At 42.6% G+C, this 23,811-nt stretch carries 23 protein-coding genes; 15 read left to right on the plus strand and 8 right to left on the minus strand.

Going from position 1 to position 23,811, the window contains the following annotated elements; genetic code table 11:
- Positions 1-81 precede the first annotated feature (81 nt).
- From BUA59_RS06395 to BUA59_RS06440, 10 genes are all read left to right on the plus strand, one after another.
- Positions 82-546, plus strand: a complete 465-nt coding sequence (locus tag BUA59_RS06395; protein ID WP_072838887.1) for a GNAT family N-acetyltransferase — start codon at positions 82-84, stop codon at positions 544-546.
- Positions 546-1,226: a GDSL-type esterase/lipase family protein gene (locus BUA59_RS06400; protein ID WP_072838888.1), complete on the plus strand. Its 681-nt coding sequence runs from the start codon at positions 546-548 to the stop codon at positions 1,224-1,226. Before BUA59_RS06395 ends, BUA59_RS06400 begins: the two co-directional genes overlap by 1 nt.
- 173 nt (positions 1,227-1,399) lie before the next feature.
- Positions 1,400-2,485 (plus strand): TRAP transporter substrate-binding protein, encoded by a 1,086-nt coding sequence (locus BUA59_RS06405; RefSeq protein WP_100186651.1) that lies wholly within the window; start codon positions 1,400-1,402, stop codon positions 2,483-2,485.
- Positions 2,486-2,550: 65 nt separating this feature from the next.
- Positions 2,551-3,090, plus strand: a complete 540-nt coding sequence (locus BUA59_RS06410; RefSeq protein WP_072838890.1) for a TRAP transporter small permease subunit — start codon at positions 2,551-2,553, stop codon at positions 3,088-3,090.
- Positions 3,091-3,123: 33 nt separating this feature from the next.
- The gene (locus BUA59_RS06415; protein WP_072838891.1) at positions 3,124-4,413 is read left to right on the plus strand and encodes a TRAP transporter large permease; all 1,290 of its coding nucleotides are present in this window, start codon (positions 3,124-3,126) and stop codon (positions 4,411-4,413) included.
- 126 nt (positions 4,414-4,539) lie between these two features.
- Positions 4,540-5,895 carry a cache domain-containing protein gene (locus tag BUA59_RS06420; protein WP_072838892.1) on the plus strand — a complete coding sequence of 452 codons (1,356 nt, stop codon included), beginning with the start codon at positions 4,540-4,542 and terminating at the stop codon, positions 5,893-5,895.
- Between the two features lie 19 nt (positions 5,896-5,914).
- Positions 5,915-6,547: a response regulator transcription factor gene (locus BUA59_RS06425; protein WP_072838893.1), complete on the plus strand. Its 633-nt coding sequence runs from the start codon at positions 5,915-5,917 to the stop codon at positions 6,545-6,547.
- Between the two features lie 16 nt (positions 6,548-6,563).
- Positions 6,564-7,412: a diaminopimelate epimerase gene (gene dapF / locus BUA59_RS06430; RefSeq protein WP_072838894.1), complete on the plus strand. Its 849-nt coding sequence runs from the start codon at positions 6,564-6,566 to the stop codon at positions 7,410-7,412.
- A gap of 109 nt (positions 7,413-7,521) precedes the next feature.
- The gene (locus tag BUA59_RS06435; protein ID WP_072838895.1) at positions 7,522-8,328 is read left to right on the plus strand and encodes an endo alpha-1,4 polygalactosaminidase; all 807 of its coding nucleotides are present in this window, start codon (positions 7,522-7,524) and stop codon (positions 8,326-8,328) included.
- Between the two features lie 26 nt (positions 8,329-8,354).
- Positions 8,355-9,188 (plus strand): AraC family transcriptional regulator, encoded by an 834-nt coding sequence (locus tag BUA59_RS06440; protein WP_072838896.1) that lies wholly within the window; start codon positions 8,355-8,357, stop codon positions 9,186-9,188.
- A 28-nt stretch (positions 9,189-9,216) separates the two neighbouring features.
- On the opposite strand, the gene BUA59_RS06445 is transcribed toward BUA59_RS06440, so the two are convergent.
- The gene (locus tag BUA59_RS06445) at positions 9,217-9,807 is read right to left on the minus strand and encodes a LysE family translocator (RefSeq protein WP_072838897.1); all 591 of its coding nucleotides are present in this window, start codon (positions 9,805-9,807) and stop codon (positions 9,217-9,219) included.
- Between the two features lie 171 nt (positions 9,808-9,978).
- Between BUA59_RS06445 and BUA59_RS06450 the strand changes: the two genes are divergently transcribed.
- Positions 9,979-10,275: a Dabb family protein gene (locus tag BUA59_RS06450; RefSeq protein WP_072838898.1), complete on the plus strand. Its 297-nt coding sequence runs from the start codon at positions 9,979-9,981 to the stop codon at positions 10,273-10,275.
- 102 nt (positions 10,276-10,377) lie between these two features.
- Here BUA59_RS06450 and BUA59_RS06455 read toward each other — a convergent pair whose 3' ends face one another.
- A complete protein-coding gene (locus BUA59_RS06455; RefSeq protein WP_245813103.1) occupies positions 10,378-11,079 on the minus strand; it encodes a type 1 glutamine amidotransferase domain-containing protein in 702 nt (233 codons plus the stop codon).
- A gap of 159 nt (positions 11,080-11,238) precedes the next feature.
- Here BUA59_RS06455 and BUA59_RS06460 point away from each other — a divergent pair, with 159 nt between their 5' ends.
- Both BUA59_RS06460 and BUA59_RS06465 read left to right on the plus strand, forming a co-directional pair.
- The gene (locus tag BUA59_RS06460; protein WP_072838899.1) at positions 11,239-12,132 is read left to right on the plus strand and encodes a LysR family transcriptional regulator; all 894 of its coding nucleotides are present in this window, start codon (positions 11,239-11,241) and stop codon (positions 12,130-12,132) included.
- A 173-nt stretch (positions 12,133-12,305) separates the two neighbouring features.
- Positions 12,306-14,168: a methyl-accepting chemotaxis protein gene (locus BUA59_RS06465; protein WP_072838900.1), complete on the plus strand. Its 1,863-nt coding sequence runs from the start codon at positions 12,306-12,308 to the stop codon at positions 14,166-14,168.
- 136 nt (positions 14,169-14,304) lie between these two features.
- Here BUA59_RS06465 and BUA59_RS06470 read toward each other — a convergent pair whose 3' ends face one another.
- Entirely contained in the window at positions 14,305-15,960 is a 1,656-nt protein-coding gene (locus BUA59_RS06470) for a methyl-accepting chemotaxis protein (protein WP_072838901.1), read from the minus strand.
- A 235-nt stretch (positions 15,961-16,195) separates the two neighbouring features.
- Between BUA59_RS06470 and BUA59_RS06475 the strand changes: the two genes are divergently transcribed.
- Together BUA59_RS06475 and BUA59_RS06480 are read left to right on the plus strand one after the other, a co-directional pair.
- The gene (locus BUA59_RS06475) at positions 16,196-16,555 is read left to right on the plus strand and encodes a hypothetical protein (RefSeq protein WP_072838902.1); all 360 of its coding nucleotides are present in this window, start codon (positions 16,196-16,198) and stop codon (positions 16,553-16,555) included.
- 30 nt (positions 16,556-16,585) lie between these two features.
- On the plus strand, positions 16,586-17,140 hold the full coding sequence (locus tag BUA59_RS06480) for a cysteine hydrolase family protein (RefSeq protein WP_072838903.1): 555 nt from the start codon (positions 16,586-16,588) through the stop codon (positions 17,138-17,140).
- A 119-nt stretch (positions 17,141-17,259) separates the two neighbouring features.
- On the opposite strand, the gene BUA59_RS06485 is transcribed toward BUA59_RS06480, so the two are convergent.
- From BUA59_RS06485 to fecE, 5 genes are all read right to left on the minus strand, one after another.
- Positions 17,260-18,594 carry a pyridoxal phosphate-dependent aminotransferase gene (locus BUA59_RS06485; RefSeq protein ID WP_072838904.1) on the minus strand — a complete coding sequence of 445 codons (1,335 nt, stop codon included), beginning with the start codon at positions 18,592-18,594 and terminating at the stop codon, positions 17,260-17,262.
- 214 nt (positions 18,595-18,808) lie between these two features.
- Positions 18,809-21,304 (minus strand): TonB-dependent receptor, encoded by a 2,496-nt coding sequence (locus tag BUA59_RS06490; protein WP_072838905.1) that lies wholly within the window; start codon positions 21,302-21,304, stop codon positions 18,809-18,811.
- A 139-nt stretch (positions 21,305-21,443) separates the two neighbouring features.
- The gene (locus BUA59_RS06495) at positions 21,444-22,415 is read right to left on the minus strand and encodes a FecR domain-containing protein (RefSeq protein ID WP_084122233.1); all 972 of its coding nucleotides are present in this window, start codon (positions 22,413-22,415) and stop codon (positions 21,444-21,446) included.
- Entirely contained in the window at positions 22,408-22,935 is a 528-nt protein-coding gene (locus BUA59_RS06500; protein WP_072838907.1) for a sigma-70 family RNA polymerase sigma factor, read from the minus strand. The genes BUA59_RS06495 and BUA59_RS06500 overlap by 8 nt, the downstream gene beginning before the upstream one ends.
- Before the next feature lie 107 nt (positions 22,936-23,042).
- Positions 23,043-23,810 carry a Fe(3+) dicitrate ABC transporter ATP-binding protein FecE gene (gene fecE / locus BUA59_RS06505; RefSeq protein WP_072838908.1) on the minus strand — a complete coding sequence of 256 codons (768 nt, stop codon included), beginning with the start codon at positions 23,808-23,810 and terminating at the stop codon, positions 23,043-23,045.
- Position 23,811 lies beyond the last annotated feature (1 nt).

The following is a 23,811-nucleotide window of genomic DNA, read 5'->3' on the forward strand; positions in this document are numbered from 1 at the left end:
AAGGACTCTATTAAGTTTTGTTTTTCAGGTTGTTTTGTCGGTATTATTTTGCTTATCAAGTTTTCAACGTAAGGACACTACATGTTTTCCATTCGCCCTGCCGATTTTCCGCAAGACAATGACAGTGTGTTAGCTATTTTTCGTGAGTATATCGCGTCGGCACCAGTAAGCTTGGACTATCAGCAGAATGAACAAGAGTTTGTTGCTTTAGATGGTAAATACTCGCTTCCTAATGGTGTGGTTTTACTTATTTGGAAAGATAACGAGGTCGTCGGCTGCGGGGCTTTTCGGCGAGTTGATGTGAAAGTTTGCGAAATGAAGCGAGTCTATGTTCGTCCAACAGAACGCGGTCATCGTTTGGGCGAGAAATTAGTCACTGCGCTTATGTCTTGTGCCAAGGAAAATGGCTATCAACGTATGTGTCTTGATGTATTGGCAGATTTTGAAACCGCAAGACGCTTGTATGTTCGTTTGGGTTTTGAGCCTTGTGATCCGGTGAGTTACAACCCAATTCCGGGAACGCATTTTCTAGGGTGTGATTTGTGATGAAAGCATCAAAAAAGTTACCTACAGAACCTTTATCTATCAAGGCAATGCCACAAGAAACCATTTGGTGGTTGCCTCGTCATGAGGAAAAGCTCGCCGAAAAAAATGCCATGGAGCGAGTGGATTTGGTGTTCCTTGGGGATTCCATCACGCAAGCTTGGGAGAAAGAAGGCGCGGATGTTTGGCAGGCTTTTTATCAACCAAGGCATGCACTGAATTTAGGATTCAATGGTGATAAAACAGAGAACGTTTTATGGCGACTTGCCCATGGGGAAGTCGATAATATTCAGCCTAAGTTATTGGTTTTATTAGTTGGTACGAATAACGCAGGTCATCGCATGGACAAAGCTGAAGATACAGCGTTGGGTATTAAGCAGATTTTGTCTGTATTGGCAGAAAAGTTACCGCAGACAAAAATTCTGCTCTTGGCTATTTTCCCTCGTAGTGCGAAACCAACGCAGAAACTGCGTATGTTGAACAACGAAGTGAATCAGATTATTTGCAGCTATGCAGATGATAAAAAGATATTTTTCCAAGACATTAATCACGTTTTTCTGGATGAAAAAGGTCGCTTAACCAGTAATATTATGAGTGATTTTTTACACCCCAACGCTAGCCAATATCAAATTTTTGCTGATGCCATAGAGCCTTATATAGTTGAGTTAATGGCAGAAAATTAATTTTATGGTGAAGGTTTTTCGTTTAATTCTACGTATTAATACTGAGTCTAGTACGTAGTTTCCGCTTTATAAAGTCGGTATTCGTACGAATTGTTTGCACTTTCTGTACGCGCGATTATTAATCCTGCTCGATCTTAAATTATAAAAAATAAGACTACAGGATGATAAAAACAATGAAATCCTTAAAACTCACAACTCTTGTTGCTGCAACCGCAGTGGCATTAAGCGCTTTCTCTTTACCTGCTCTCGCAGCAGAAAAAGTCTACAAATTGAAAATGGCCGAGACTTGGGCAACTAACTTTCCTATCTTTGGTGATGCACCAAGAAACATGGTTCGTATTGCAGAAGAAATGTCTGGTGGCCGTCTTAAAATCACCATCGATTCTGCTAACAAACATAAAGCACCTTTGGGTGTGTTTGATATGGTGCGTTCTGGCCAATACGACCTAGGCCACTCCGCGTCTTATTACTGGAAAGGTAAAGTTCCTAATACTGTTTATTTCACCACTATGCCTTTTGGTATGACTGCGCCAGAGCAATACGGCTGGTTCTATTATGGTGATGGTATGAAGTTGATGGAAAAAGTGTATCAACCATTCGGTTTGCTTTCTTTCCCAGGTGGTAATACTGGCGTACAGATGGGCGGTTGGTTCAGAAAAGAGATCAATTCCGTTGAGGACCTACAAGGTCTGAAAATGCGTATTCCAGGTTTTGCCGGTGAAGTTTTAGCAAAACTAGGCGCAAAACCAACGAATATTCCACCAGGCGAGTTATACACAGCGCTTGAGCGTAACACGATTGATGCGCTTGAATGGGTTGGGCCGTCACTTGATTTGCGTATGGGCTTCCACAAAATTGCGCCTTACTACTACACAGGTTGGCATGAGCCTGCAACGGAACTTCAGTTCCTTGTGAACGAACGGACGTGGAAAAAACTGCCAGACGATCTTCGTGAAATATTGCGCGTAGCTATGAAGGTGTCAGCTTATGATATGTATATTCAGAGCTACCATGAAAGTGGTGTGAACTGGGCAACAATGAAATCTGAATACCCAGATATTCAAGTTAAAACCTTTCCTCAACCTGTTTTGAATGCGATGAAAAAAGCCAACGACGAACTTTTGACGGAAGAAGCGGCGAAAGATCCATTGGCGAAAGAAATTATCGATTCTCAGGCCGCGTACATGAAAACAGCACGTGTTTGGTCGAATATCTCCGATCGCGCTTATCTTGAAAGCGTTGACCGTCTAGATCAATAAAACCTCTGACAGGGTGAGTGAGTACTTAGTATGACCTCGCCCTTTGTCTTTTCTAGGAGTTTGTTATGTGGTTAATCGGCCTAGAACGGGGTATCGCTCGTTTTTCGAATCTACTGGGTATTCTTTCTACCATATTGTTTATTGGCCTGTTATTTAACGTTTTTTACGACGTTTTGATGCGTTATGCCTTTAACGATGTGTCGATCGGTATGCAAGAGCTGGAGTGGCATTTATATGCTGCGATTTTCTTATTAGGCATACCTTACGGTATTCAGCATGGTGGTCATGTACGTGTGGATTTGATTTATGAAAATTTATCGATTCGCGGTAAAGCTTGGATAGATTTGTTTGGTTGTGTCGTATTTCTAATGCCTTTCACCTTATTGGTTGGTTATTACGGTGTAGGCTTTTCTTACGAGGCTTTTTCCCTTGGTGAAACCAGTGGTGATCCTGGTGGTTTGCCTTATCGTTGGATCATTAAAGCGGTTATTCCTGTTGCTTTTTTCTCTATGGCAATCAGTGGATTAGGAATGATTATTCGCTGCATCAATGTGCTGCGCGGCGTAAGTGAAGAAGGTTTTTCACATCCGCCTATTCAACATTAATTCTTGTCTCCATTTTAAGCTTATAGGTTATTTATGATTGGAATAATCATGTTCTTTGTTGCCCTAGTGTTGCTTTTACTGGGGTTCCCTGTGGCCTTTACCTTTGGTGGTGTGGCCTTGATCTTCGGTGTTTTTGCCGAAGGTTTTGATATGTTCGCTTTCATGCCGTTCCGCATTCAAAGCTACATGGAAAATACGGTGATGATGGCGGTGCCTTTGTTTGTGTTTATGGGCATCGTGTTGCAAAAGACGAGGCTAGCAGAGCAGTTATTAGAAGCCATGGGCAAACTGTTTGGTGGCGTTCGCGGTGGCTTGGCAATTTCTACTATTCTAGTGGGCGCGTTATTGGCTGCATCGACCGGTGTGGTTGGTGCGAGTGTCGTGGCAATGGGGCTAATATCTTTGCCTGTGATGCTGAAATATAACTACAACAAATCTTTAGCCTGCGGAACGATTTGTGCTTCTGGTACCTTGGGGCAAATCATTCCACCGTCGATTATTTTGATCATCTTGGGGGATGTTTTGGGCATTCCTGTTGGCGATCTTTTTCATGCTGCTTTGTTTCCCGGCATGATTTTAATTGTTTGTTATATTGTTTATATCTTGATCCTTACCTTTTTAAAACCTGAGCTAGCGCCAGCTATGCCGCAGGATTTAGATAATGAAACACGCGCACAACAAATCCGTAGCGCACTAAAAGCGATTATCCCGCCTTTGGCTTTGGTGTTGATTGTGTTGGGCTCGATCTTTACAGGGATTGCGACACCAACCGAGTCTTCTGCGTTAGGTGGCATGGGCGCGATAGTATTGGCTCTTATTTATCGTCAATTTAGCTGGAAAATGCTCTACGACAGTGGATTGGAAACAGTAAAAGTTACGGCAATGGTATTTGCTATTCTGATGGGCGCTACCGCCTTCTCTATGGCGTTTAGTTACACGGGTGGCGATGCGATTGTCGAAGAAGTCTTACTGAATCTTCCTGGTGAAAAATGGGGCTTTATTATCTTAGCGATGATTGCCATTTTGATCTTGGGCTTCTTTATCGACTTTGTTGAAATCGCATTTATCATTGTGCCTATCTTGGCTCCTGTTGCCGAAGCATTGGGTATCAATATGGTGTGGTTCGCGATTTTGATTGCGATGAATCTACAGACATCCTTTTTAACCCCGCCGTTTGGTTTTAGTCTATTCTATTTAAAAGGGGTTGCGCCCAGTTCGATTAGAACAATGGATATTTATAAAGGCGTCATGCCGTTTATATTGATCCAGATCCTCGTTTTGGTCAGTATTATGGTTTTTCCTGAGTTATATGGAATGGACTGATTCTAAGATAGTTTAGACTTTAGTTTAAAAGCGGGTATTGCCCGCTTTTTTGCTATTTCAGGAATACTAAGAATGAGTTAAATGTGTGATCTTGACAGCATAAAATAATAAAAAAGGTCTTTATCCGTGGGATTAAAAAGTAAAATTATTCTCCTTGCCGTTGCGCCTTTAATTGTCGCGACAGCCATCATTACCTATCTGGGCTTTCAATCTGCTCGCGAGTTGGCTTCGCAAGAACTGTCTATTTATGAATTCAATTTAGTAAATGCTAAAAAGTTAGCGTTGAAGAATCACGTTAATATCGCTATGTCAGCTATTCGTCCAATATTGGAGGATGACCAGTTAGGTGATGCTGAAGCACAAAGTAGAGTGAAAAAAATTCTGGAAGGATTAAGTTACGAAGATGACGGTTATTTCTTCGCCTATGAAATGTCTGGGATAAATTTAGTCCATCCAACTCAGCCGGATTTTGTCGGTAAAAATTTATGGAACTTTCAGGATCGCACTGGAAACTATTTAATCCAAGGCTTAATTCGTGCGGCTCAGGCTGGTGGCGGTTATCACAGATACATTTGGGAAAAGCCGCCACTAATGAAGCAAGAAGATAAGTTGGGCTATGTAGTCGCCATTGATCGGTGGCATTGGATAATGGGCACCGGACTGTATCTTGATGATATTTACGCAGAGCTAGCCAAAACCAAAGCCACCATGAATGACAATATTCAGCGTAGTTTTTTTACCGTGATTGCCGTGGTTGTAGTAACCGTAGTTTTGGTTATTTTGTTAGGTTTGGCGATTAATCTTCATGAGCACAAATTGGCGGACTCAAGACTAAAAGAGCTGGCTCAACGTTTTATGCGTCTGCAAGTTAATGAAAGACGAGGCTTTTCTCGTGAACTTCACGATGGCATTAATCAATTATTGGTAAGTTGTAAGTTTCGTATTGAGTTAGCGGAAAATAAATTAAAGCGTGGTCATGAAAAAGAAGTGATTCATCAAGAATTGGCGAAAGCGGGTGATCTGATTAATCAGACCATCAGTGAGGTGCGGCAGATTTCCCATAATTTACGACCAACCTTATTGGATGATTTAGGTTTGGATACGGCGCTTAAAGCCTTGATTGACCAATTTATGGAACGCACTGAAATTCAGGTCACGTATCGTTTTGATGTGTCTACTAAGTTACCTGATGAAATAGAGATTACAGTTTATCGTCTAACTCAAGAGTCGTTAACCAATATTGAAAAGCACGCTCAAGCCAAAAATATTTCACTGCAAGTTTTGCAATCTCATCGACATGTGATGTTTGAGTGTTTGGATGATGGCAAAGGCATCTCGAAAAAATCAGATCTGTTTTCAGGGATTGGTTTGATCAATATGCGTGAACGAATCGAATTAATTGGTGGTGATTTTATGTTGGAATCACAACGTGGCAAGGGCACAAAAGTGCATGCTTTGTTGCCTCTTGAGCAACGCTTTTAGTACATAGAGAAGATTAATAATGATAAAAAATATTCGAGTTCTCTTAGTTGATGACCACATGTTAGTTTTGGATGGGCTGCAAGCTCGTTTGGAACTAGAGGGCAATATCGACATTATTGCAACGGCATCTAATGGCTTGGAAGCGTTAGAAAAAGCCAAAGAAGCCCAGCCAGATCTGGTTCTGATGGATGTTTCTATGCCGATATTAAATGGACTAGAAGCCACTAAACGGTTTAAAGCAGAGCAGCCCAATGTCAAAATTTTGATGCTTAGTATGCATAATGACAAAGAGTATATTTTGTCATTAATTCAGTCAGGTGCGAATGGCTATGTTTTAAAAGATGTGTCATCAGAAGAGTTAGTCCAAGCGATTAATACCGTGTGCCAAGGTGGCACGTATTTTAGCTCAGGAGCGTCTGATTCGCTGTTTTCATTGGCGGCTTCACCCAAACAGTCTGATGACTTAACCAAGCGAGAAGTGGCTGTGTTGAAAGCACTGACGGCAGGGTTATCTAATAAAGAAATTGGTCAATCCTTGAATATCAGTGTGAGAACAGTCGAAACACATCGACAGAATATTAAAAACAAGTTGGATATTCATACATCTGCAGGCTTGATAAAATACGCTTTAGCCAATCAGTTAATTGAATAACCAGAGGAATAAGGCAATGGATTTTCGTAAGTATCATGCGCTAGGTAATGTGTATTTAGTTGTATCGCCAGATGAGTTTCCTGATGAGCCTGCCGCCTTGATCATTAAAAACATTTGCCACAAACATTATGGCGTGGCGTCAGATGGTGTGTTGATTGGTCCATTTTCTTCTAATGTCGCAGACTTTGGTTTACGTATATTTAATCCCGATGCCAGCGAAGCGGAGAAAAGCGGTAACGGCTTGCGGATATTTTGTCGTTCTCTATGGGATCAAGGTTTGGTGAAAGATAAACCTTTTACCATTGAAACCAAAGGTGGTGTGGTCAAAGCACAAGTGTCTGACAATGGACTGCGAGTGGATGTGGAAATGGGTAAGGTGTCTTTTCTTAGCCAAGACATTCCAGTTTGGGGTGAATCTCGCGAAGTCTTGTTAGAAAATCTTAATGTAATGAGCCTGAATCATATTTACAGCGCGGTCACCATTGGCAATCCTCATTGCGTGATTTTGGTCGAGTCGCCAACCGAAATCATGGCAAAAGAATTTGGCCCCTTGATTGAAACACATCCCAACTTTCCTAATCGAACCAATGTGCAATTTATGCAAATCATTGATCGTAATCACATTGTGATCGAAATCTGGGAGCGAGGAGCAGGTTATACCTTGGCATCTGGCAGTAGCAGTTGCGCCGCTGCCGCAGTGGCGTATAAGTTAGGTTTATGTGACTCGTCTATCAAGGTGATGATGCCGGGCGGCCAGATCGATGTTGAAATTAACGATGATTTTCGTGTCAGCATGAGCGGCGGTGTCACATCCATCTGTCATGGCAGTATTTCCACAGAATGCCTGTCTCAGCTGTTCCACTAGAATCTAAGCCATTAGATTGAGAGCCTTTCACCTCATAACAGAGTAGAGTGGTTGCTTGCGGCAAGACCTGTCGCGGGCTTTTTAGCCTTTTGAGCATATGGAGTCCACTATGCGCGTTCTACTTTTTCCATTCTCTATGTTGTGTGTGCTGCTGTCGTCTCTCTTTTCCCCTCTTTATGCGGCGGATGATTGGTATCGTCCACCGGTTTCCGTGACTTGGCAGTGGCAGCTTGATGGTGTTGTAAACGAAGGTTACGACGTGGATTTATACGACATTGATTTATTTGATTCGTCTGTTGAACTGATTCAACGTCTGCAAGCGTCCGGTAAGAAAGTCATTTGTTATTTTTCAGCCGGTTCATACGAAGATTGGCGGCCTGACGCAGTCGATTTTGCTGCCAAAGATTTGGGTAAAACCTTGAGTGGTTGGGACAATGAGCGCTGGTTAGATATTCGTTCTAGCCAAGTGCGTGATGTCATGATTCGTCGTCTTGATCTAGCCGTCTCAAAAGGATGTGATGGTATAGAGCCAGATAACGTCGACAGTTACCGAACTAATACAGGTTTTTCATTCCGAGCCAATGACCAATTAGATTACAATCGCTTTTTAGCCGCGCAAGCCCACGCCAGAGGTTTGGCAATTGGTTTGAAAAATGACCCTGATCAGGCTCGGGCGTTGAGTAGTGACTTTGATTTTGCAATCACAGAGCAATGCTTTGAATTTTCCGAATGCCGTTCTTATTCAAGTTTTATTAAAGCTGGTAAGCCTGTATTGAATGCGGAATATCGTCGAATTTATGTGGATGATGAAGCACAACGAAATGCTATGTGTAAGCAGTCGTTGGCGTTAGAATTTAGTACTTTGGTTTTGCCTGTCACTTTAGATGACAAGTTTCGCCTAAGTTGTTTACCATAAACTACCTGATTGAATAGGACGACAAGATGACACCTTCTACCCATCCTCTTTTTTGGCGAGATCAGGCTTTTCCTTATGTGGAGCTTCGCCAAGTATTGGATGGTAGAAACGTGAGCTACGCACCGCATTCCCATCAAGAATGGTCGATTGGTGCCATTATTGATGGTCAGAGCGAATTCCGCTGTGCAGATCGCTTACACGCGGTTGAACGTGGTACTTTGGTGATGATGAACCCTAATGTCGTTCATGCTTGTAATCCTCGCCAAGACTCTCCTTGGGCTTATTACATGATGCATCTAGATAAGGATTGGTTGGCGTCCTTATTGTTTTCTAATGGCATAAGACAGACACAGCATTGGCAAGATACCTTGTCTGATACTTTGCTGTCAGCGCTGACGTATCAGGCATTTGTTAAAGTGTGTGAATGTTTAATGTCAGGCGATCTTTCGTCTGCAGAAAAAGGCCAAAGGCTGGAAGCGATGCTGGTGGATTTGTTCACTCAATTAGACGCTAATAACACCGAATCCTCCACTGCGTTGCCTACGAATAACTTGTATCAAGTGGCGGATTATTTGCACCAATACTGTTTGCACGATACCTCGATTGAGCAAATCAGTACTGAATTTGGTTTCAGTACTGGCTATTTAGTACGTGCGTTTAAGCGCCACTTTAATATGACGCCACACGCATATCGTTTGAATCGTCGTGTTCAACTTGGTCAGCAAGCGTTGAAACAGGGTCAAGCCATTGCAGACGTTGCTCAGACTATTGGCTTTAGCGATCAAGCACATTTCCAGCGCGTGTTTAAGCAGCGAGTAGCAGCAACACCAGACCAGTATCGGCGCTCGGTTTCTTCCTAGGCCTGTCGCCTTCTAAACCTATGACCTTCTAAACAAGTATCAATACACAACTTCCTGCCAGTAATATCGCCAAGGTTTTATTCATCAAGCGCATCTTGGCAGGGCTTTGAAAATATTGCCCGAGTATTTTTCCTATCCACACCCAAATACCTAAAGACAGCCAACAAATTGGTAAATATAAGCTCGCAAAAATCATCACTTCTATCGCTTCCGCATTGGGAATATAGGCCGCAATACCAGACAACGATGCCAGCCAAGCTTTTGGATTGAGCCATTGCATAATGGCACCCGTCATAAAGGTTGGCGCGTTATTGTGCTTATCCGAATTTAGCTCGCCATTGTCGGTGAATAACTGATAGCTCAAGTACAGTAGAAAAGCGATGCCTAACCATTGCAGCACTTGAGTGATCCAGCTTAATTGGTCAATTAAGTAATGCAGTCCAAAGCCAATCAGTAAAAACAGCACAATAAAGCCGAGCGTCGCTCCCGTCACAAAAATAAGCCCAGTTTTGATTCCATAACGAGCGCTGCCACTTAGCGAGACAAGGTTTACCGGCCCGGGAGACAAAGACGCAGCCAAGGCAAACAAAGACATAGACGTGATTAACGAGAGAGTCATAAGGTGTTCCTAGAAAGAAATAAGCTATCAAATAGATGCTTACTATCGTTTTTTAGGGTGGTTGAGTATTGAACAAAATTGACCTTTTAAGGATTGTTTACGATTCGCGTTTTTTTAGCGGGAAGAGCGGAGTATGATTTTGCTAAATCATTTATCTAATCAGGAGTCTTTATGATTCGTCATGTGTTGTTTATTCAATATAAAGCGCAAGCCAGCGAAGCGGATATTGTCACGTCTTTGACCAATTTTGAGACGATTAAAAGTAAAATTGATGGCATTGAGTCGGTTGAGTGGGGACTAAACAATAGTCCAGAAGGGCGCAATAAAGAGTATACCCATTGTGTGTTTATGACCTTTGTGGACGAAGCCGCGCGTGATGCCTACATTCCTCACCCAGAACACGAAGTATTAAAAGCACAACTAGGGCCGATTTTAGAAGACATTATCGTTTTCGATTACGCCTTATAGCATCTTGTTAATAATATTTAGTCACTTTTTAGTCATGCAAAATAGAAAACCCGCCTCAAGTTTCCTTGCGGCGGGTTTTTTAGTGGTTATGGTGATTGGCGCTTATTTAGCCAATTGAGCCAATAGTTTTTCAGCCACTAATTCAGAGCTTGCAGGGTTTTGACCTGTGATCATCAAACCGTCTTGAACTGCAAATGGTGTCCAGTCCGCCGTGTTTTTGTAATCTGCACCGCGTTTTTTCATTTCATCTTCTAACAAGAAAGGCACAACTTCTGTTAATTGCACGGCTGCTTCTTCGCTGTTAGTGAAACCTGTCACGGTTTTACCCTTGATGAAGTACTCTCCGTCTGCATCTTTAATGTTCAAGAAAGCGCTTGGTGCGTGGCAAACAGAAGAGATTGGCTTATTCGCTGCGATGAAGCTTTCGATCAAGGCAATGGATTCTTCGTTTTCAGTTAGATCCCAAAGTGGACCGTGGCCGCCTGGATAGAAGATGGCATCGAAGTCATCTTGTTTCACATCGCTAAGCTTTTGCGTGTTAGTAATAACATCTTGTGCGGCCTGATCTTTGTAGAAGCGTTCAGTTGCTTCGGTTTGCGCATCTGGCGCTGTGCTGTTTGGATCGATTGGTGCTTGGCCACCTTTTGGTGTAACGACAGTTACTTCTGCGCCAGCATCAAGAAACGCGTAATAAGGTGCGGCGAATTCTTCTACCCAAAAACCTGTTTTGTGACCTGTGTCGCCCAAATCTGAATGTGATGTTAGAACGACTAGAATTTTTTTGCTGCTCATAAGACTGTTCATAAGTGAATCCTAAATGTTTGAATGAGTTGTTTTATTAACTTGTGATTAGTCTATCTAATTAATCGAATGAGCATAATGGGGTGAATTTTGACTTCATTAGTCAAATAATTGATACAATAAAAATCTATTACTATTCATCTTAAAAAAAGAGTCGTCACTATGGAAGTCTCCTTTGAGCAGTTAAAAAGTATGGTGGTGTTTGCCCAAGTGGTGGAGCAAGGCAGTTTGACGGCCGCCGCTAAGTTCATGGGGATTTCCCGAGGCGTAGTGAGTTATCACCTGAAAAAGCTAGAAGAGCAGCTTGGAGTGAAGTTGCTGAACCGTACTACTCGTTCTTTGTCATTGACCGAAACGGGCGAAGCTTATTATCAGCGTTGCCGAGCCATTGCATTTCAAGCTCATGAAGCGAACCTACAGATAGAAAAAGCCAAGCAAGAGCCAGAAGGGAAATTGAAGATCTCTTGTCCGGTGAATTTGGGCTTGCAGGTGATTGTGCCGGCGCTTAATGAATTTCGAAGGCTTTACCCTTTAATTGAATTGAATGTTTCCCTAAGCGATGAAGTGGTCAATATCATCAAAGACGGTGTTGATCTGGCGATTCGCGGTGCGCCGTTATTAGATTCCGGTTTGCAAGCCAGTAAGTTAAAGACCTTCGAAACTTGTTTATGTGGCTCACCAGAGTATTTTCGCCGTCGTGGCCTACCAACTCAACCCGAGGAACTTTATGACCACGATTGGGTTGTGTATACACCGGCAGCAAATACAGTGCATCTTAGCCAAGGTTCCAAGTCGTTTAGTTTGTCTGTTCATGGTGGCGTTAGTACCAACAACGCTGCAGCAAGGACAATATTTTTAGAAGGCGGTAATGGCATAGGGCGAATTCCTATGTACGACGCGCTACCTCGTATCGCCAATGGCAGTTTAGAAAGAATTTTGCCGGATTATAAATGCACAGGAATTGATGTTTACGCCGTCTTTCCGCCAGGAACAGCGGAGTCTAAAAAGTTACGCTTATTGCTGGATTTTCTAAAAGCGTCCTTTGCTCGGTTTTGATGCGCGATGTTTTTCTGTAACAAACCTTGGTTAGCTTTGTTATTTCCTGTGATGTTTATTATTGAATTGTGCGAATCGAGGATCTTCTGTTTTTTATGAATTATCATATAGATAGATGGAATTATTTTAGTGTAAGTAAGGGATCGTTTTTTTTTGAATGACAGGAGCCAATTGTGCTCATTAAACATAAATTAATTTTAAATACCGTATTATTGGTTGTGGCGCTCGTTGCCATGTTAGGGCTTTTTTATAGTACGCAGAGCAATCTAGAAAAGCTGAACTATGCCAAGAATCTTGTAGTACACCAACAAGTTAATATGCTTACCTTGCGCCGTAATGAGAAAGATTTTCTTGCTCGTCTCGACCTTTCTTATGAAACAAAATTCAACGAGACAATGACTTCTCTTTTTGCGGATCAAACATTACTTGAAAACGTGATGAGTGACTTTGCCATCGATACTGATACTTTGCTGGAGCTCACCGGCGATTTTAAAGAATATCAGACAGATTTTACCTCTGTTGTAACGGCATCTAAAGTATTGGGCCTAACACCAGAGACAGGATTGCAGGGGGAGCTTCGTGGAGCGGTTCATAATATTGAGAGTGAATTATCTGCTCTGAACCAAGATGCGTTACTGGTGACTATGTTGCAGCTTCGTCGACATGAAAAAGACTTTATGCTGCGCAGTAATCCTAAATATATTGCCTCTTTTAATAAAACCTTAGACCAGTTAGAAAGCAACTTACCCAGTGCTTCATTGCCAGCGGATAAGGTTCAGCTATTAGTGTCTCTTTCTGACCAATATAGAAAAGGTTTTAACCAATATGCGGATGGAAAAAAAGCCTTAGGTTTGACCAGTAAGGAAGGAAAACTACTGGCCATGCGTGAGTCTATTCATAAAACCGAAACCGCGCTCGATTCATTGGAAGCTCAGTTAACGTCGGTTATTCAAGCTAAAACATCCTTCGCCATGATGATGACAACTATTCTTTGTGGCGTCATCATTGTTGTTGGAGTATTTGTAGCGTGGATCATTAATCGTACGATCAATTCGGCATTGAATACTATCCAAACGACGATGCGAGACATTCAAACGACTCACAATATAGGTTTACGCGTCGATTTGCCGGCGAAAGATGAGATTGGTTTTGTTGCTTCCAGTATTAACGACATGTTGACGGATTTTAGTCGTGTCATTGCGAATGCAAATCTTACTGTACAAGAGATGAATACCACCACAATGCAGTTGTCGCAGAACGCAGCAAGAACCTCAGACGATGCACAGAAACAGCGAGCAGAGACAGATATGGTTGCTGTATCGGTCACCGAAATGGTGGGCACAGTGGAAGATATTTCCCGTAGCATGGAAATGGCTGCGGCGAAGGCTCATTCAACGCAAGAAAATGCACGACAAGGGCAGTCTAAAGTGAACTCTGCGATTGATCGTATTCGTCAGCTTTCAGACAGACTTGAAGGCTCGGTCGAAACCGTCAGTGCATTAGCAAAAGAAAGCGAAAGCATTGGAACTGTTTTGAACGTTATCCAAGGTATTGCCGAACAGACTAACTTGCTAGCGCTTAATGCCGCTATTGAAGCCGCAAGAGCAGGTGAGCAAGGCCGAGGCTTTGCTGTTGTTGCCGATGAAGTACGTGCCTTGGCAAGTCGAACTCATTCCGCGACGGAAGAGATTTCTGACATTATTGTTACCTTGCAAGAACGCACCAAAGGTATTGTAGCTCTGATGGAAAATTGCCGTCAGGATGGTGTGTTAAGTCGCGATGAAGCGGCGACGACTGGAACCGTACTTGAGCAGATTATTCTTGATGTAGAAGAAATTTCAGATATGGCGGGTTCTGTATCAACCGCGATTGAACAGCAGACTATCGCTGCAAACGAAATTAGTAAGAACGTCGACACAATACGTGAAATCACCGAAGACACGTCAGAATCTGTGGCGTTGAACTCTAAGGCGAGCCAGGCTATTGCAGATCAGGCTGAATCGTTAAACCGTAGCATTTCGATTTTTAAAGTGTGATATAGGTTGCGATAGAAATAGCCAAAAAAATAACTAGAAGACTTAGATTAAAGTCCTTAGGTTAAGGAACTTTGAGATAGATGAGGCCAAACATTCAACTAAAAGAGCTTGGTTAGAATGTTTGGCTGATTGCATGTTAAATCGAGAATCTCTGTACGCTGATTATTAGGCTTTGCGCAATATCCTTAAGGTGATGGGCGGCAGTAGAAACCTCATTGACCGCTTCACTATTTGATTTATTAAGCTGAGCACTTTCCTCGACACTTTGTGCTACTTCGTTACTCGCTTTGCTCTGTTCTGCTAGTATCATGGTTATTTGGTCTAGCGAGTCTAGAACCTGTCTCGTGCCATTTTCTATTTCACGCATGGCAATGCCAGTTGCATCGACACCGTCTATGACAGGCTGCATTTGGCTTGCGCTACTTTCCATAACGCCAATTGCAATTTTGGTATCTCTTTGGATCATGTTGATAGTGTCAGAAATCTCTGCGGTGGATTTGCCGGTTTTTTCAGCAAGCGTTCGCACCTCATCGGCAACGACAGCGAAACCTCGTCCTGTTTCTCCAGCTCTTGCTGCTTCTATGGCAGCATTTAATGCTAGTAAATTGGTTTGATCTGCTATTTCTTGGATGACGCCGATGACACTGTAGATTTTTTCCGATTGAGATCCCAGTTTATGCATGGACTGAGTGGCTTCTTGAATGGATTGAGCAATGTTTTTGATGTCGGTGATGTTTTTTTGCATCTGTATAGCACCACTTGATGAAGCATCACGAGCATTACTCGATAACTGATGAGCTTCATCTGCGCTGCCTGAGACTTGGCTGATACCGTAAGTGAGCTCTTCTACTGACGCGGCAATAGTAGCTGAAGTATCACTTTGTAGAGTGCTGCTAACCGCAACTTGATGGGATGAGGCCGCTAATTGCTGAGATGAACTGACAAGGGAGTGACTAGCATCTCGGATTTGTTCTATGACGCCCCTGAGGGCTATTTGCATGGTGTGCATTTGAGCGAGCAAGCTAGTTTTATCGTCTGATTTTAGAGTGATTGCAGTGGTCAGGTTACCTTCTGAAATACTTTTAACAATGCCTGCAGCATAGGCCGGATCGCCACCAAGCTGGCTCATTACATTACGATTAATCCAAAGTGCCATTACAATAATCAGTAAAACGATGGTAAAGCAAATGACTAGTGATTGGCTTAACGCGCTTTGGCTTGTCTCATCAAGAAAGCCTATTTGCTCTGTAATTAAGGTGCCGTATTCTTTTTCGGATGTTTCTACAAGTGTATCCATAGCTGCTAAAGCCGGGCGATCAATTCCTTTCACCATTAAGTCTATTTTTTGACCAGAATTACTATCTTTTGTATCGAATTTATCTAATGCCGATTGATATCTATCACTCAGTTGATTGTGAAGTAATGCCAGTTCATCGATCTTTTCTGATCCTATATTAAGTTCCTTCATTAATGCTTTGGCCTCAACCAGATCTTCATGAACTGCTTCACGATGTTGTTTGAATTCTGCGTTATATTTCGTATAGTTTTGCGGGTCATTTCCTCTTATTAAGGCATCTTTAAAGGCTTTTACTTGCAAAAGTAAGTTCATTTTTGCATTTTCAATCGCAAGCAAGTTATTGCTTTTAAGCTGAATAGTCTCAAGGTTGTTGTGGGTGGTTTTACCACTAGAGGAAATAGTTAATACTCCGTTTATTCCTATCGAGGCAGCTCCAAGGATAGCAATAATAGCAAAAAGCCAAAGTCGGTTAGCGGTCGTTAGATTTGTGCGCATGGAGTTACATCCTTATGTTTGATTTGTGTTCTTATTATGTCGATGCAAAATAAAAGTGTAGTTCAGGGATTTTTGTTTGTTTTGTTATTTGCTTTGAGTAATGTACTTTGTCGTAAATAGATATTTTTATTTATAGAATGAAGGCAGCATTAAGTCGAAGAAGCAGATAGAGTACGTATACCAAGTAACTAATTTATAATTCATGCTTTTGTGCGTGTTATACAGAGGGAATGTTATGTTATATCGATTGTTGTTGTGTCTGCTTCTTGGAAGCTTTGTATCGGTTTCTATGGCCGCCAATAATGTTTCGGAAGACCAGCAGAAGCTAACTCAAACTGTCTTTGAGTTAGAGCGAAGCGTGGCTATTTTGCAATTGTCCACTGCGTCTTTAGGTGATTACCAATCGCTTGCTACAAAAATGGCCCACGTTAAATCATTAGAATATCGCGTGAATTTTCTTGGCAACCTAACCTTTCTGTTATGCATGGCGTTAGTGGTTTTCTTTTTTAAATTGCGCAATCAGCAAAAGCGATTGTTAGCGCTTGAAAGCCGAGAAGATGAAAAAGCCAGTGAGCAGCAAAAGAAAGACGTCTAAATACAAATACTAAAATCAAAGGGAAGGGTAATGTCTAAATCGATTGTTTTGGTGATCATTGATATGCAGCAAGGCATGTCTTGGCCACAAGCTGGTGAACGTAATAATCCAAATGCGGAGCAGGAAATTGCTGAGTTATTAGCGCATTGGCGAGCCAGTCATGCACCGATTGTTCATGTACGTCATTTGTCGACAGAGCCCGAATCTTTGTTTTGGCCAGAGCAAGAGGGTGTGTTGTTTCAAGACGCCTTTCAGCCATTAGCCGATGAAAAAATCATTGAAAAATCGGTTCCAGACGCTTTTACCTATTCTGATTTGAATGTTTGGCTACGGGAACAAGATGCGCAAGCCTTGGTCGTCGTTGGCGTCAGCACGAATAATTCAGTGGAATCAACCGTGAGAAGTGCTGGTAACTTAGGCTTTAAGACTTATGTGGTTAGTAGTGCTTGTTTCGCTTTTGAAAAGGATGACTTCTTTGGTCAATCGCGCAGTGCCGATGAAGTACATGCTATGTCACTTGCCAATCTACATGGCGAATACGCTACCGTAATAAGCCAAGATGAAGCGTTTGCTCTGCTTTCTTGAATTAGCCAGATAATTAAAGGTGTTGCTTCAAAAAAGAACGCGATAGTGTCGATTGAAGGGTATTTAAGTTGATTAATTCCGTTTCAATCGAAAAAATCGCGAGCAATGGGAGTAAAGCGTTAAGCAGGGTTAAAACGCGCTTGAAAGGCACTTAATCGTGTTTCAAGATCCGCCAGTTGTTCATCTTTTACCTGAGAAACACAAGCGCGAGCGCCTTCTACTCTTTCTGAACCTGTATTTATCAATGATATGGCGCTAATTCCATGGTACAGCAGAGTTTCCAGTAAGCTATCACCATCCATTCCTGGATAAGAGAAAGTAAAATAGAAACCATCGCTCAGGGCCTTGCCGTTATCTTCGGCATAAACCATTTCAAAACCATGGTCGATAAATAGCTTTTTCATGATGGCTGCGCGTTTCTCGTAAACCTTAGTTAGGTTTAAAAAAGGCAATTCCCCGTCATTGGCTGCTTTTAACATTGCGGCTAAGCCATATTGTGCCGAATGAGTTACGCCAGCGGATAAACCTCCCATAGCACCGAAGGTAATGGCTTTGCCGAACTGTGTTTGCCCAAAGTTAGTTTTTAAGGTTGCAAACTCTTGTTGGTAAAGCGCATCTGAAATGACCAAACTTGCTACTCGTTGGCCTGCATAGCTAAACACTTTAGAGCTTGAAATCAATAAAATGTACCGATCGGTATAATGCGCAACACTAGGCTGATAAGGAGCTTGGCCGGGTGTTGCATAGTCTTCGCGGTAATCCATACCAAAATAGGCTAGGTCTTCAATGATAATGACATCGTATCGTCTAGCTACATCAGCAATGATCTGTAATTCTTCTTCGTTGAAACAAATCCAGGCAGGATTATTTGGGTTTGAATACAGCAAAGTGGCGTATTTTCCTGAGGACAGATGTTTTTCGAGCTCTGGTTTCAGTGCTACGCCACGATGATTGTACACATCAAAGCTGCCCCAAGATTGACCTATCATATCGAGCTGACGTTTTTGATTTGGAAAGCCTGGGTCAATAAATAATGTAGCGCCTTGCTCTTTCGTGCGGTTGCCGACTAAAAAAGCCGCCAAGGCTCCTTGAGCTGAACCGACTGTTGGAAAGCAACCTGTTGGGCTGACGTTGATATTCATAAACAAAGAACAGAAACGGCTGATTTCCTGTTTCAGCTGAGGAATACCTTCTAGCATTGGGTATTTAGAAGCTACGCCTTGATGCAGCGCTGCGATCTCTGCTTCTATGCCGACACTGGGTGCAGGCAGGCCAGGAACCCCCATTTCCATGCGGATGAATTGCTCACCTGTTGCGGATTCAATACGATTAACCAGCGCAACAAGCTCACGGATAGAGGCTCGTGCCAAAGAGGGAATTCCGGCTTCTTTTAACGTGTGAGTTACCTTGTCAAAATCAATTGGTGTTGCTGTATCTGTAAAGGATAGGGTCATTATTCTGCTCGGCTTTTAAAGGAGGTGAACTTCTCTAGTGAGAATATGTTACCTCATAAAAAACTGAGTTTTTGGACATTCAATGCGAGGAATTTTCGTCTAGTCATTTCAAAAAATAATGCGAGTTTTACGACTTTTTCTTGTGAAGAGTGATGTTAATCGCCAATGGAATGAATTTTATCGGCGATTAACATCACGAGATTACTAGCGTGATTTAGAACTCGGTGGAGACAGATAACTTGATTTCGCGTGGGTTACCTTGTGTTAGGTAACCGCCAGCTGCCGATGCCCAGTAACCTTCATTCATCAAGTTGGTGATGTTTAAACGCCAAGTAATATCTTGTTGAGCAATTTTAGAGACATAACGTGCGTTTACGTCGAATCGTGTCCAAGGATCCAATTCAAGTGTATTGCTCGCATTCAAGTATTGTGGACCGCTGCGAATGACTTTTCCGCCTAGCGTTAGACCTTGTAACGAGCGAATGTCATATTCGCCTCCCAGCACTATTCGATACTTAGCAACACCAACCGCGTCGTTGCCATCATTAGTGCCGCTTTGAGTGTCTTTTAGTTTAGGGTCTAACCATGTCGCCGAGGTATTAATACGCAGACCTGTTAGTGGTTCACCGTATAAACTTAGCTCAAGGCCTCGGTTACGTTGTTCTCCGTAGTAACCATAAGCTTTGCCGGCTTCACCGTAGGCTTCGGGTTTGGTTATTTCGAAAAGAGCAGCACCAGCACCCAATGTTCCATCTTCGAATTTAATTCCCACCTCATTTTGCTCAGAGGTATAAGGTTTTAAGCTTGCGCCTGCGTTTGAATAGTTATTGCTACTGCTGGTTGAGACATTCTCTCCTTTTTGTAAGGCTTCTATGTGATTAGCGTACAAGGATACGGTGTCAGTCGGTTTGTAAACAATGCCGTAAATCGGCGACGTGGCTGAGTCATCGTAAGTCGTGTCGACAGAGCCATCGTAATTGTAGTTGTTGACGTTAATTTCTTGGTATCGCACACCAGCTGTAAGCAAAATACGATCATCCATAAAGCCTAAAGTATCTGCAAACGAAAGCCCTTTGGTATCGGTTTTAGAACGAATATTTGGGTTGCCCATATTGCCATCAGCAAAAACAGTATCTGGATAAGCGATATCAACCGGATTATAAATGTTCGTGTCATAAGTTGGATTAGACATGGTATAAGCGGTATAGGTCTTATTAACAAAACCTGAATAAGCAAGGTTCAATTGGTGGGTCACCCTGCCTGTTGTTAGATCTCCTAATAGGCTGACAGAGGAGGAGAAAGTATTAGATTCATAAGGTACGGACAGTCGTCTGCCAGTGGCGTCACCATTTAGACTATTAACGGTGGGAGAAGAATAATCACCATATTCTTTGTTCTTATTAGCACCAATCGCGCCGTTTAATGTCCAGTCTTGGTTTAACTTATAATTTGCTGAGACCATGCCATATAGTGTTTCTAGTTCAGAGTTTGCCCATGATGGTGCATAGTTGGTTTCAGCGTCAGGGACGGTTGGAACCTCTGTTAAACTGCTGTTCACATGAACAATTGAGCGTCCGCTATCGATAGTTTGTTTTTGGTAACCAACATCGGTAGAAACATTAAGTTTTTTTGATTGGTAATCTACGCCAACACTGATGGATGTTTCTTCACGGGTTTCGTTGTCGATGGCGCTGTCACCATCGCGGTGTAATGCGTTGACGCGAACTCCCCATTGATTGTTACTGCCGAAACGCCGCGCTACATCCGTGCTAATACCGAATTGGCCTTCTGCTGTTGTATCTAGTGTTAAGGCAGTAAGGTCATCATCAGCTCGTTTGGGTTCTAGATTAATCGCGCCACCAATACCAGATCCACCAGGAGTGACACCGTTTAAAAAAGCACTTGAGCCTTTTAATAGTTGCACGCTTTCTACAGCGTTAGTAGAAACGACTTGGCGAGGTAGGATGCCATAGAGTCCGCCGTAGGAAATAGCGTCGCTGTCGAGCTCAAAGCCACGAATCATGAATTTTTCTGAGTAGTTTCCATATCCATGCCCGGATTGAACAGAAGCGTCGTTATCGAGCACTTCTGCAATACTTTCTAGCTGCTGATCTTCGATGGCTTTGTTGGTATAGGACACCAAGCTGAAAGGCACATTAGAGCTATCCTGCTCACCAAACACGCCTAATCGACCACCGGATTCAATTTGTCCGCCCTTGTATTCGCTCAGTATGCTGTCGTTAATTTGTGAGGCTGAAACCGCCAAGCCGGACATGGTGTAATCACTTTGATCCATCAGGCTGTATGTGCCGTCTTGGTTTGGTGTCATGATGAGATTAGTGTTTTGCAGCAAGACATCGATTAATTCAAGAGGAGAGAAGTTACCTGAAACAGCCTCATTTTTGAGCCCTTGAGTTAGAGCCGGATCAAAAGAGAGTGCGATATGATGACGTACCGCAATATCGGTGAGCGTTTTGCCAAGCTCTCCAGCTGGAATCATAATTTGTTGACGAGTTTCTTCCTGCAGAGCATTTTCCGCCATGGTAAATGAGCTGACACCAGCACTCATGATCAAGCTTGTGCCAATAATAGCGGCACTTATCGCACTGTGTAGCTTTGTTTTCAAGAACGGTGTTTTCAAGAAAGGTGTTTTCAAGAAAGGCGACTTCAGAAAATGTGTTTTCAAAAAATGTTCTCTTTGGGCAGCCACAGCTACCTCCTTTTTTAAAATCGTTGGATTATTTGTTTTCTATTTAATAAGCCACTTGAAAAGAAAAAAGGTATCAATCGAAATGAAAATAATTGTCATTAATTTTTGCGGTTTAATTTATTAGCTTGCTAATGTCGTATTAAGCTGGCTCAAGAGTGACCCAATAGCCGCCTAGATGATGCTTGGCTTTAATAGGGTAAGTGTGAGTCAGCATATTAATAATGGTGTCAGTGTTAGAAGTTGGAAATGCACCTGACACCATAATATTTTCGATGTCAGGCGAGATGCGTAAATAGCCCTTTCGATAACGGGAAACTTCCTCAGCAAATTGTTTTAGGGGCATATCATGGGCGGCTATCATTTGATTTAACCAAGCGGTTGTTGTGGGAGATATCAATTGGCTAGACAGCAACTTAAAGTTAGATATTTGGGCTTGATGGCCAGGCTTTATCGTCATCATTTCGTTATTTTGAGCGAGCTTTGGAGCGGCTTGTACTTGTCCGTTTAGTGCAGCAAGCTGAGTAAAACCATCGCATTGACGCACGGTTAATCTGTTGCCCAAAGGTGTTAGTGTGCCTTCCTGTGTTTGAATGAGAAATGGGCCGAATTGTTGCGGATCTACTTGCGCTTTGCGTATTTCGATTTCACCTTCTCGCAGTGACAGTAGGCGAGATCGAGAGTTGAATGTCATATCAAATGCGGTCGCAGTATTTAGTTTCACCAAGGATCCATCAGGCAAGGTTATTTCTTGAAACTCACCTTTTGCTGTCCGGTAATCGGCTGTCCATTGCTGAACTTCAATCGCTTTGTAGCCGCCCCATAAAGTAGGTCCAGCCGCCAGTAACAGCGCCAATTTCCCAATAGCGAAACGACGACTTTCGTCGTCAGGACGATTGAGCACTGCTGCCGCGACACCTTTGGGTAAGGTCTCAACATGTCCCATGAGTCGTTGTACTCGCAACCATGCTTTGCTGTTATCTGAGTTGGCTTCTTGCCATAGTTTAAATTGTGCCTTTTCTTCGTTGGTCAGCGGTGCTTCTTGTGAGCGTATAAGCCAGTCTGCGGCTTCTTCAAGACTCTGTTTTGCTATTAATGTGTTTGCCTTATTCAAAAAAATCCTCCTCCATAAGAGTCAAACACTGCACATAGGCTTGTTTCATATGGCGTTTTACACTGATAAGTGACATCCCCAGCTCGTTAGCAATAGTTTGATATTTCTTGCCTTCGATTTGCGACATTAAAAAAACGGTTTTGACGTGACGTGGTAACTCATTAAGGAGCGCATCAATTTGTTCTAATGTTTGTAAAATAATTTGCTGCTGTTCTTGGGAAGATGTTACTGGGTCTGGAAATAATGCGATGTATTCTAAGTACGTATCTTCCAACGATTTACGACGATAAAAATGACTGACAATTCCTTTTGCCACGGTCATTAAGTAGGCGCGTGGCTGAGTTATAGTATCGACGTCTTGACGAGCGTGAATTCTCAGAAAGGTATCTTGAGTTAAATCTGCCGCGTCAAAGTGGTTATCTAAGCGCTTACGTATCCATGTATACAGCCAATGATGGTTATCTGAATATAGCGCGTGCATAGCACTTTGCTGCACTCTTGGATCCGCATTGTGCGGCATGGAATCGCTCCTATGATTGAAATAAGCAATAAGTGTAAACGATAATTAGTCTCATTAAACTTGTTGGCTACTTTTTTGTCAATCAGCAAGGTTATTGCCAGGATTAATTACTCCACCACACACATTGGTGTTTTGGCGATTGGGTCTTGATGAATTTGCGCATCCAATGAAAAAACCTTTTTAAGTAGCTTCTGCGTGAGTACTGATTCTGGCGAGCCTTGGGTGATGATTTCCCCTTGTTTCATCACGATGAGATGGTCACAATATCGAGCGGCTTGGTTGATGTCATGTAGCACCGTGATGATGGTTTTGCCTTGCAAGTTTAACTTACGCAATAGGTGCATCAACTCTACTTGATGGCTTAAATCCATATAAGTGGTTGGCTCATCGAGCAGTAAATAAGGCGTATCTTGCGCTAAGGTCATGGCGAGCCAAACACGTTGGCGTTGGCCGCCGGAGAGTTCGCTGACCAATTGATCCGCAAGCTCGGTAATGCCCGTCTCTTCCATCATCTTGTCTATTATTACTTGATCATCTTTGTTAATCCGTCCCCAAAATCCAGTATATGGGCTGCGTCCATAGGCGACCAAATCTTTGACTTTAATTCCTTCCGGAATAGGCTGAGTTTGCGGCAACAAGGCTAGCTGTTGAGCCAGTTTCTTGGACGCAATGCCGTGAAGGTTTTTACCTTGCCAGTGAACTTGGCCTTCCATCGGAGAAAGAATACGCGCCATGGCTTTTAGCAAAGTGGATTTGCCGCAGCCGTTTGGGCCGAGTAACGCGATGATTTTTCCTTCAGGAATAGTTAGGTCGACCTGTTTTACAATGGCTTTATCATGGTAGCCAACAGATAAATTATGAGTGCTAAGAGACATA

This window comes from Marinomonas polaris DSM 16579, from assembly GCF_900129155.1.
GTDB lineage: Bacteria > Pseudomonadota > Gammaproteobacteria > Pseudomonadales > Marinomonadaceae > Marinomonas > Marinomonas polaris.

What these genes read in the sequence shown, in the direction of transcription:
- BUA59_RS06395 (WP_072838887.1), top strand. Translation starts at nt 82, where the DNA reads ATGTTTTCCATTCGCCCTGCCGATTTTCCGCAAGACAATGACAGTGTG.
- BUA59_RS06400 (WP_072838888.1), top strand. Translation starts at nt 546, where the DNA reads ATGAAAGCATCAAAAAAGTTACCTACAGAACCTTTATCTATCAAGGCA.
- BUA59_RS06405 (WP_100186651.1), top strand. Translation starts at nt 1,400, where the DNA reads ATGAAATCCTTAAAACTCACAACTCTTGTTGCTGCAACCGCAGTGGCA.
- BUA59_RS06410 (WP_072838890.1), top strand. Translation starts at nt 2,551, where the DNA reads ATGTGGTTAATCGGCCTAGAACGGGGTATCGCTCGTTTTTCGAATCTA.
- BUA59_RS06415 (WP_072838891.1), top strand. Translation starts at nt 3,124, where the DNA reads ATGATTGGAATAATCATGTTCTTTGTTGCCCTAGTGTTGCTTTTACTG.
- BUA59_RS06425 (WP_072838893.1), top strand. Translation starts at nt 5,915, where the DNA reads ATGATAAAAAATATTCGAGTTCTCTTAGTTGATGACCACATGTTAGTT.
- dapF (WP_072838894.1), top strand. Translation starts at nt 6,564, where the DNA reads ATGGATTTTCGTAAGTATCATGCGCTAGGTAATGTGTATTTAGTTGTA.
- BUA59_RS06435 (WP_072838895.1), top strand. Translation starts at nt 7,522, where the DNA reads ATGCGCGTTCTACTTTTTCCATTCTCTATGTTGTGTGTGCTGCTGTCG.
- BUA59_RS06440 (WP_072838896.1), top strand. Translation starts at nt 8,355, where the DNA reads ATGACACCTTCTACCCATCCTCTTTTTTGGCGAGATCAGGCTTTTCCT.
- BUA59_RS06445 (WP_072838897.1), bottom strand. Translation starts at nt 9,807, where the DNA reads ATGACTCTCTCGTTAATCACGTCTATGTCTTTGTTTGCCTTGGCTGCG.
- BUA59_RS06450 (WP_072838898.1), top strand. Translation starts at nt 9,979, where the DNA reads ATGATTCGTCATGTGTTGTTTATTCAATATAAAGCGCAAGCCAGCGAA.
- BUA59_RS06455 (WP_245813103.1), bottom strand. Translation starts at nt 11,079, where the DNA reads ATGAACAGTCTTATGAGCAGCAAAAAAATTCTAGTCGTTCTAACATCA.
- BUA59_RS06460 (WP_072838899.1), top strand. Translation starts at nt 11,239, where the DNA reads ATGGAAGTCTCCTTTGAGCAGTTAAAAAGTATGGTGGTGTTTGCCCAA.
- BUA59_RS06470 (WP_072838901.1), bottom strand. Translation starts at nt 15,960, where the DNA reads ATGCGCACAAATCTAACGACCGCTAACCGACTTTGGCTTTTTGCTATT.
- BUA59_RS06475 (WP_072838902.1), top strand. Translation starts at nt 16,196, where the DNA reads ATGTTATATCGATTGTTGTTGTGTCTGCTTCTTGGAAGCTTTGTATCG.
- BUA59_RS06480 (WP_072838903.1), top strand. Translation starts at nt 16,586, where the DNA reads ATGTCTAAATCGATTGTTTTGGTGATCATTGATATGCAGCAAGGCATG.
- BUA59_RS06485 (WP_072838904.1), bottom strand. Translation starts at nt 18,594, where the DNA reads ATGACCCTATCCTTTACAGATACAGCAACACCAATTGATTTTGACAAG.
- BUA59_RS06500 (WP_072838907.1), bottom strand. Translation starts at nt 22,935, where the DNA reads ATGCCGCACAATGCGGATCCAAGAGTGCAGCAAAGTGCTATGCACGCG.
- fecE (WP_072838908.1), bottom strand. Translation starts at nt 23,810, where the DNA reads ATGTCTCTTAGCACTCATAATTTATCTGTTGGCTACCATGATAAAGCC.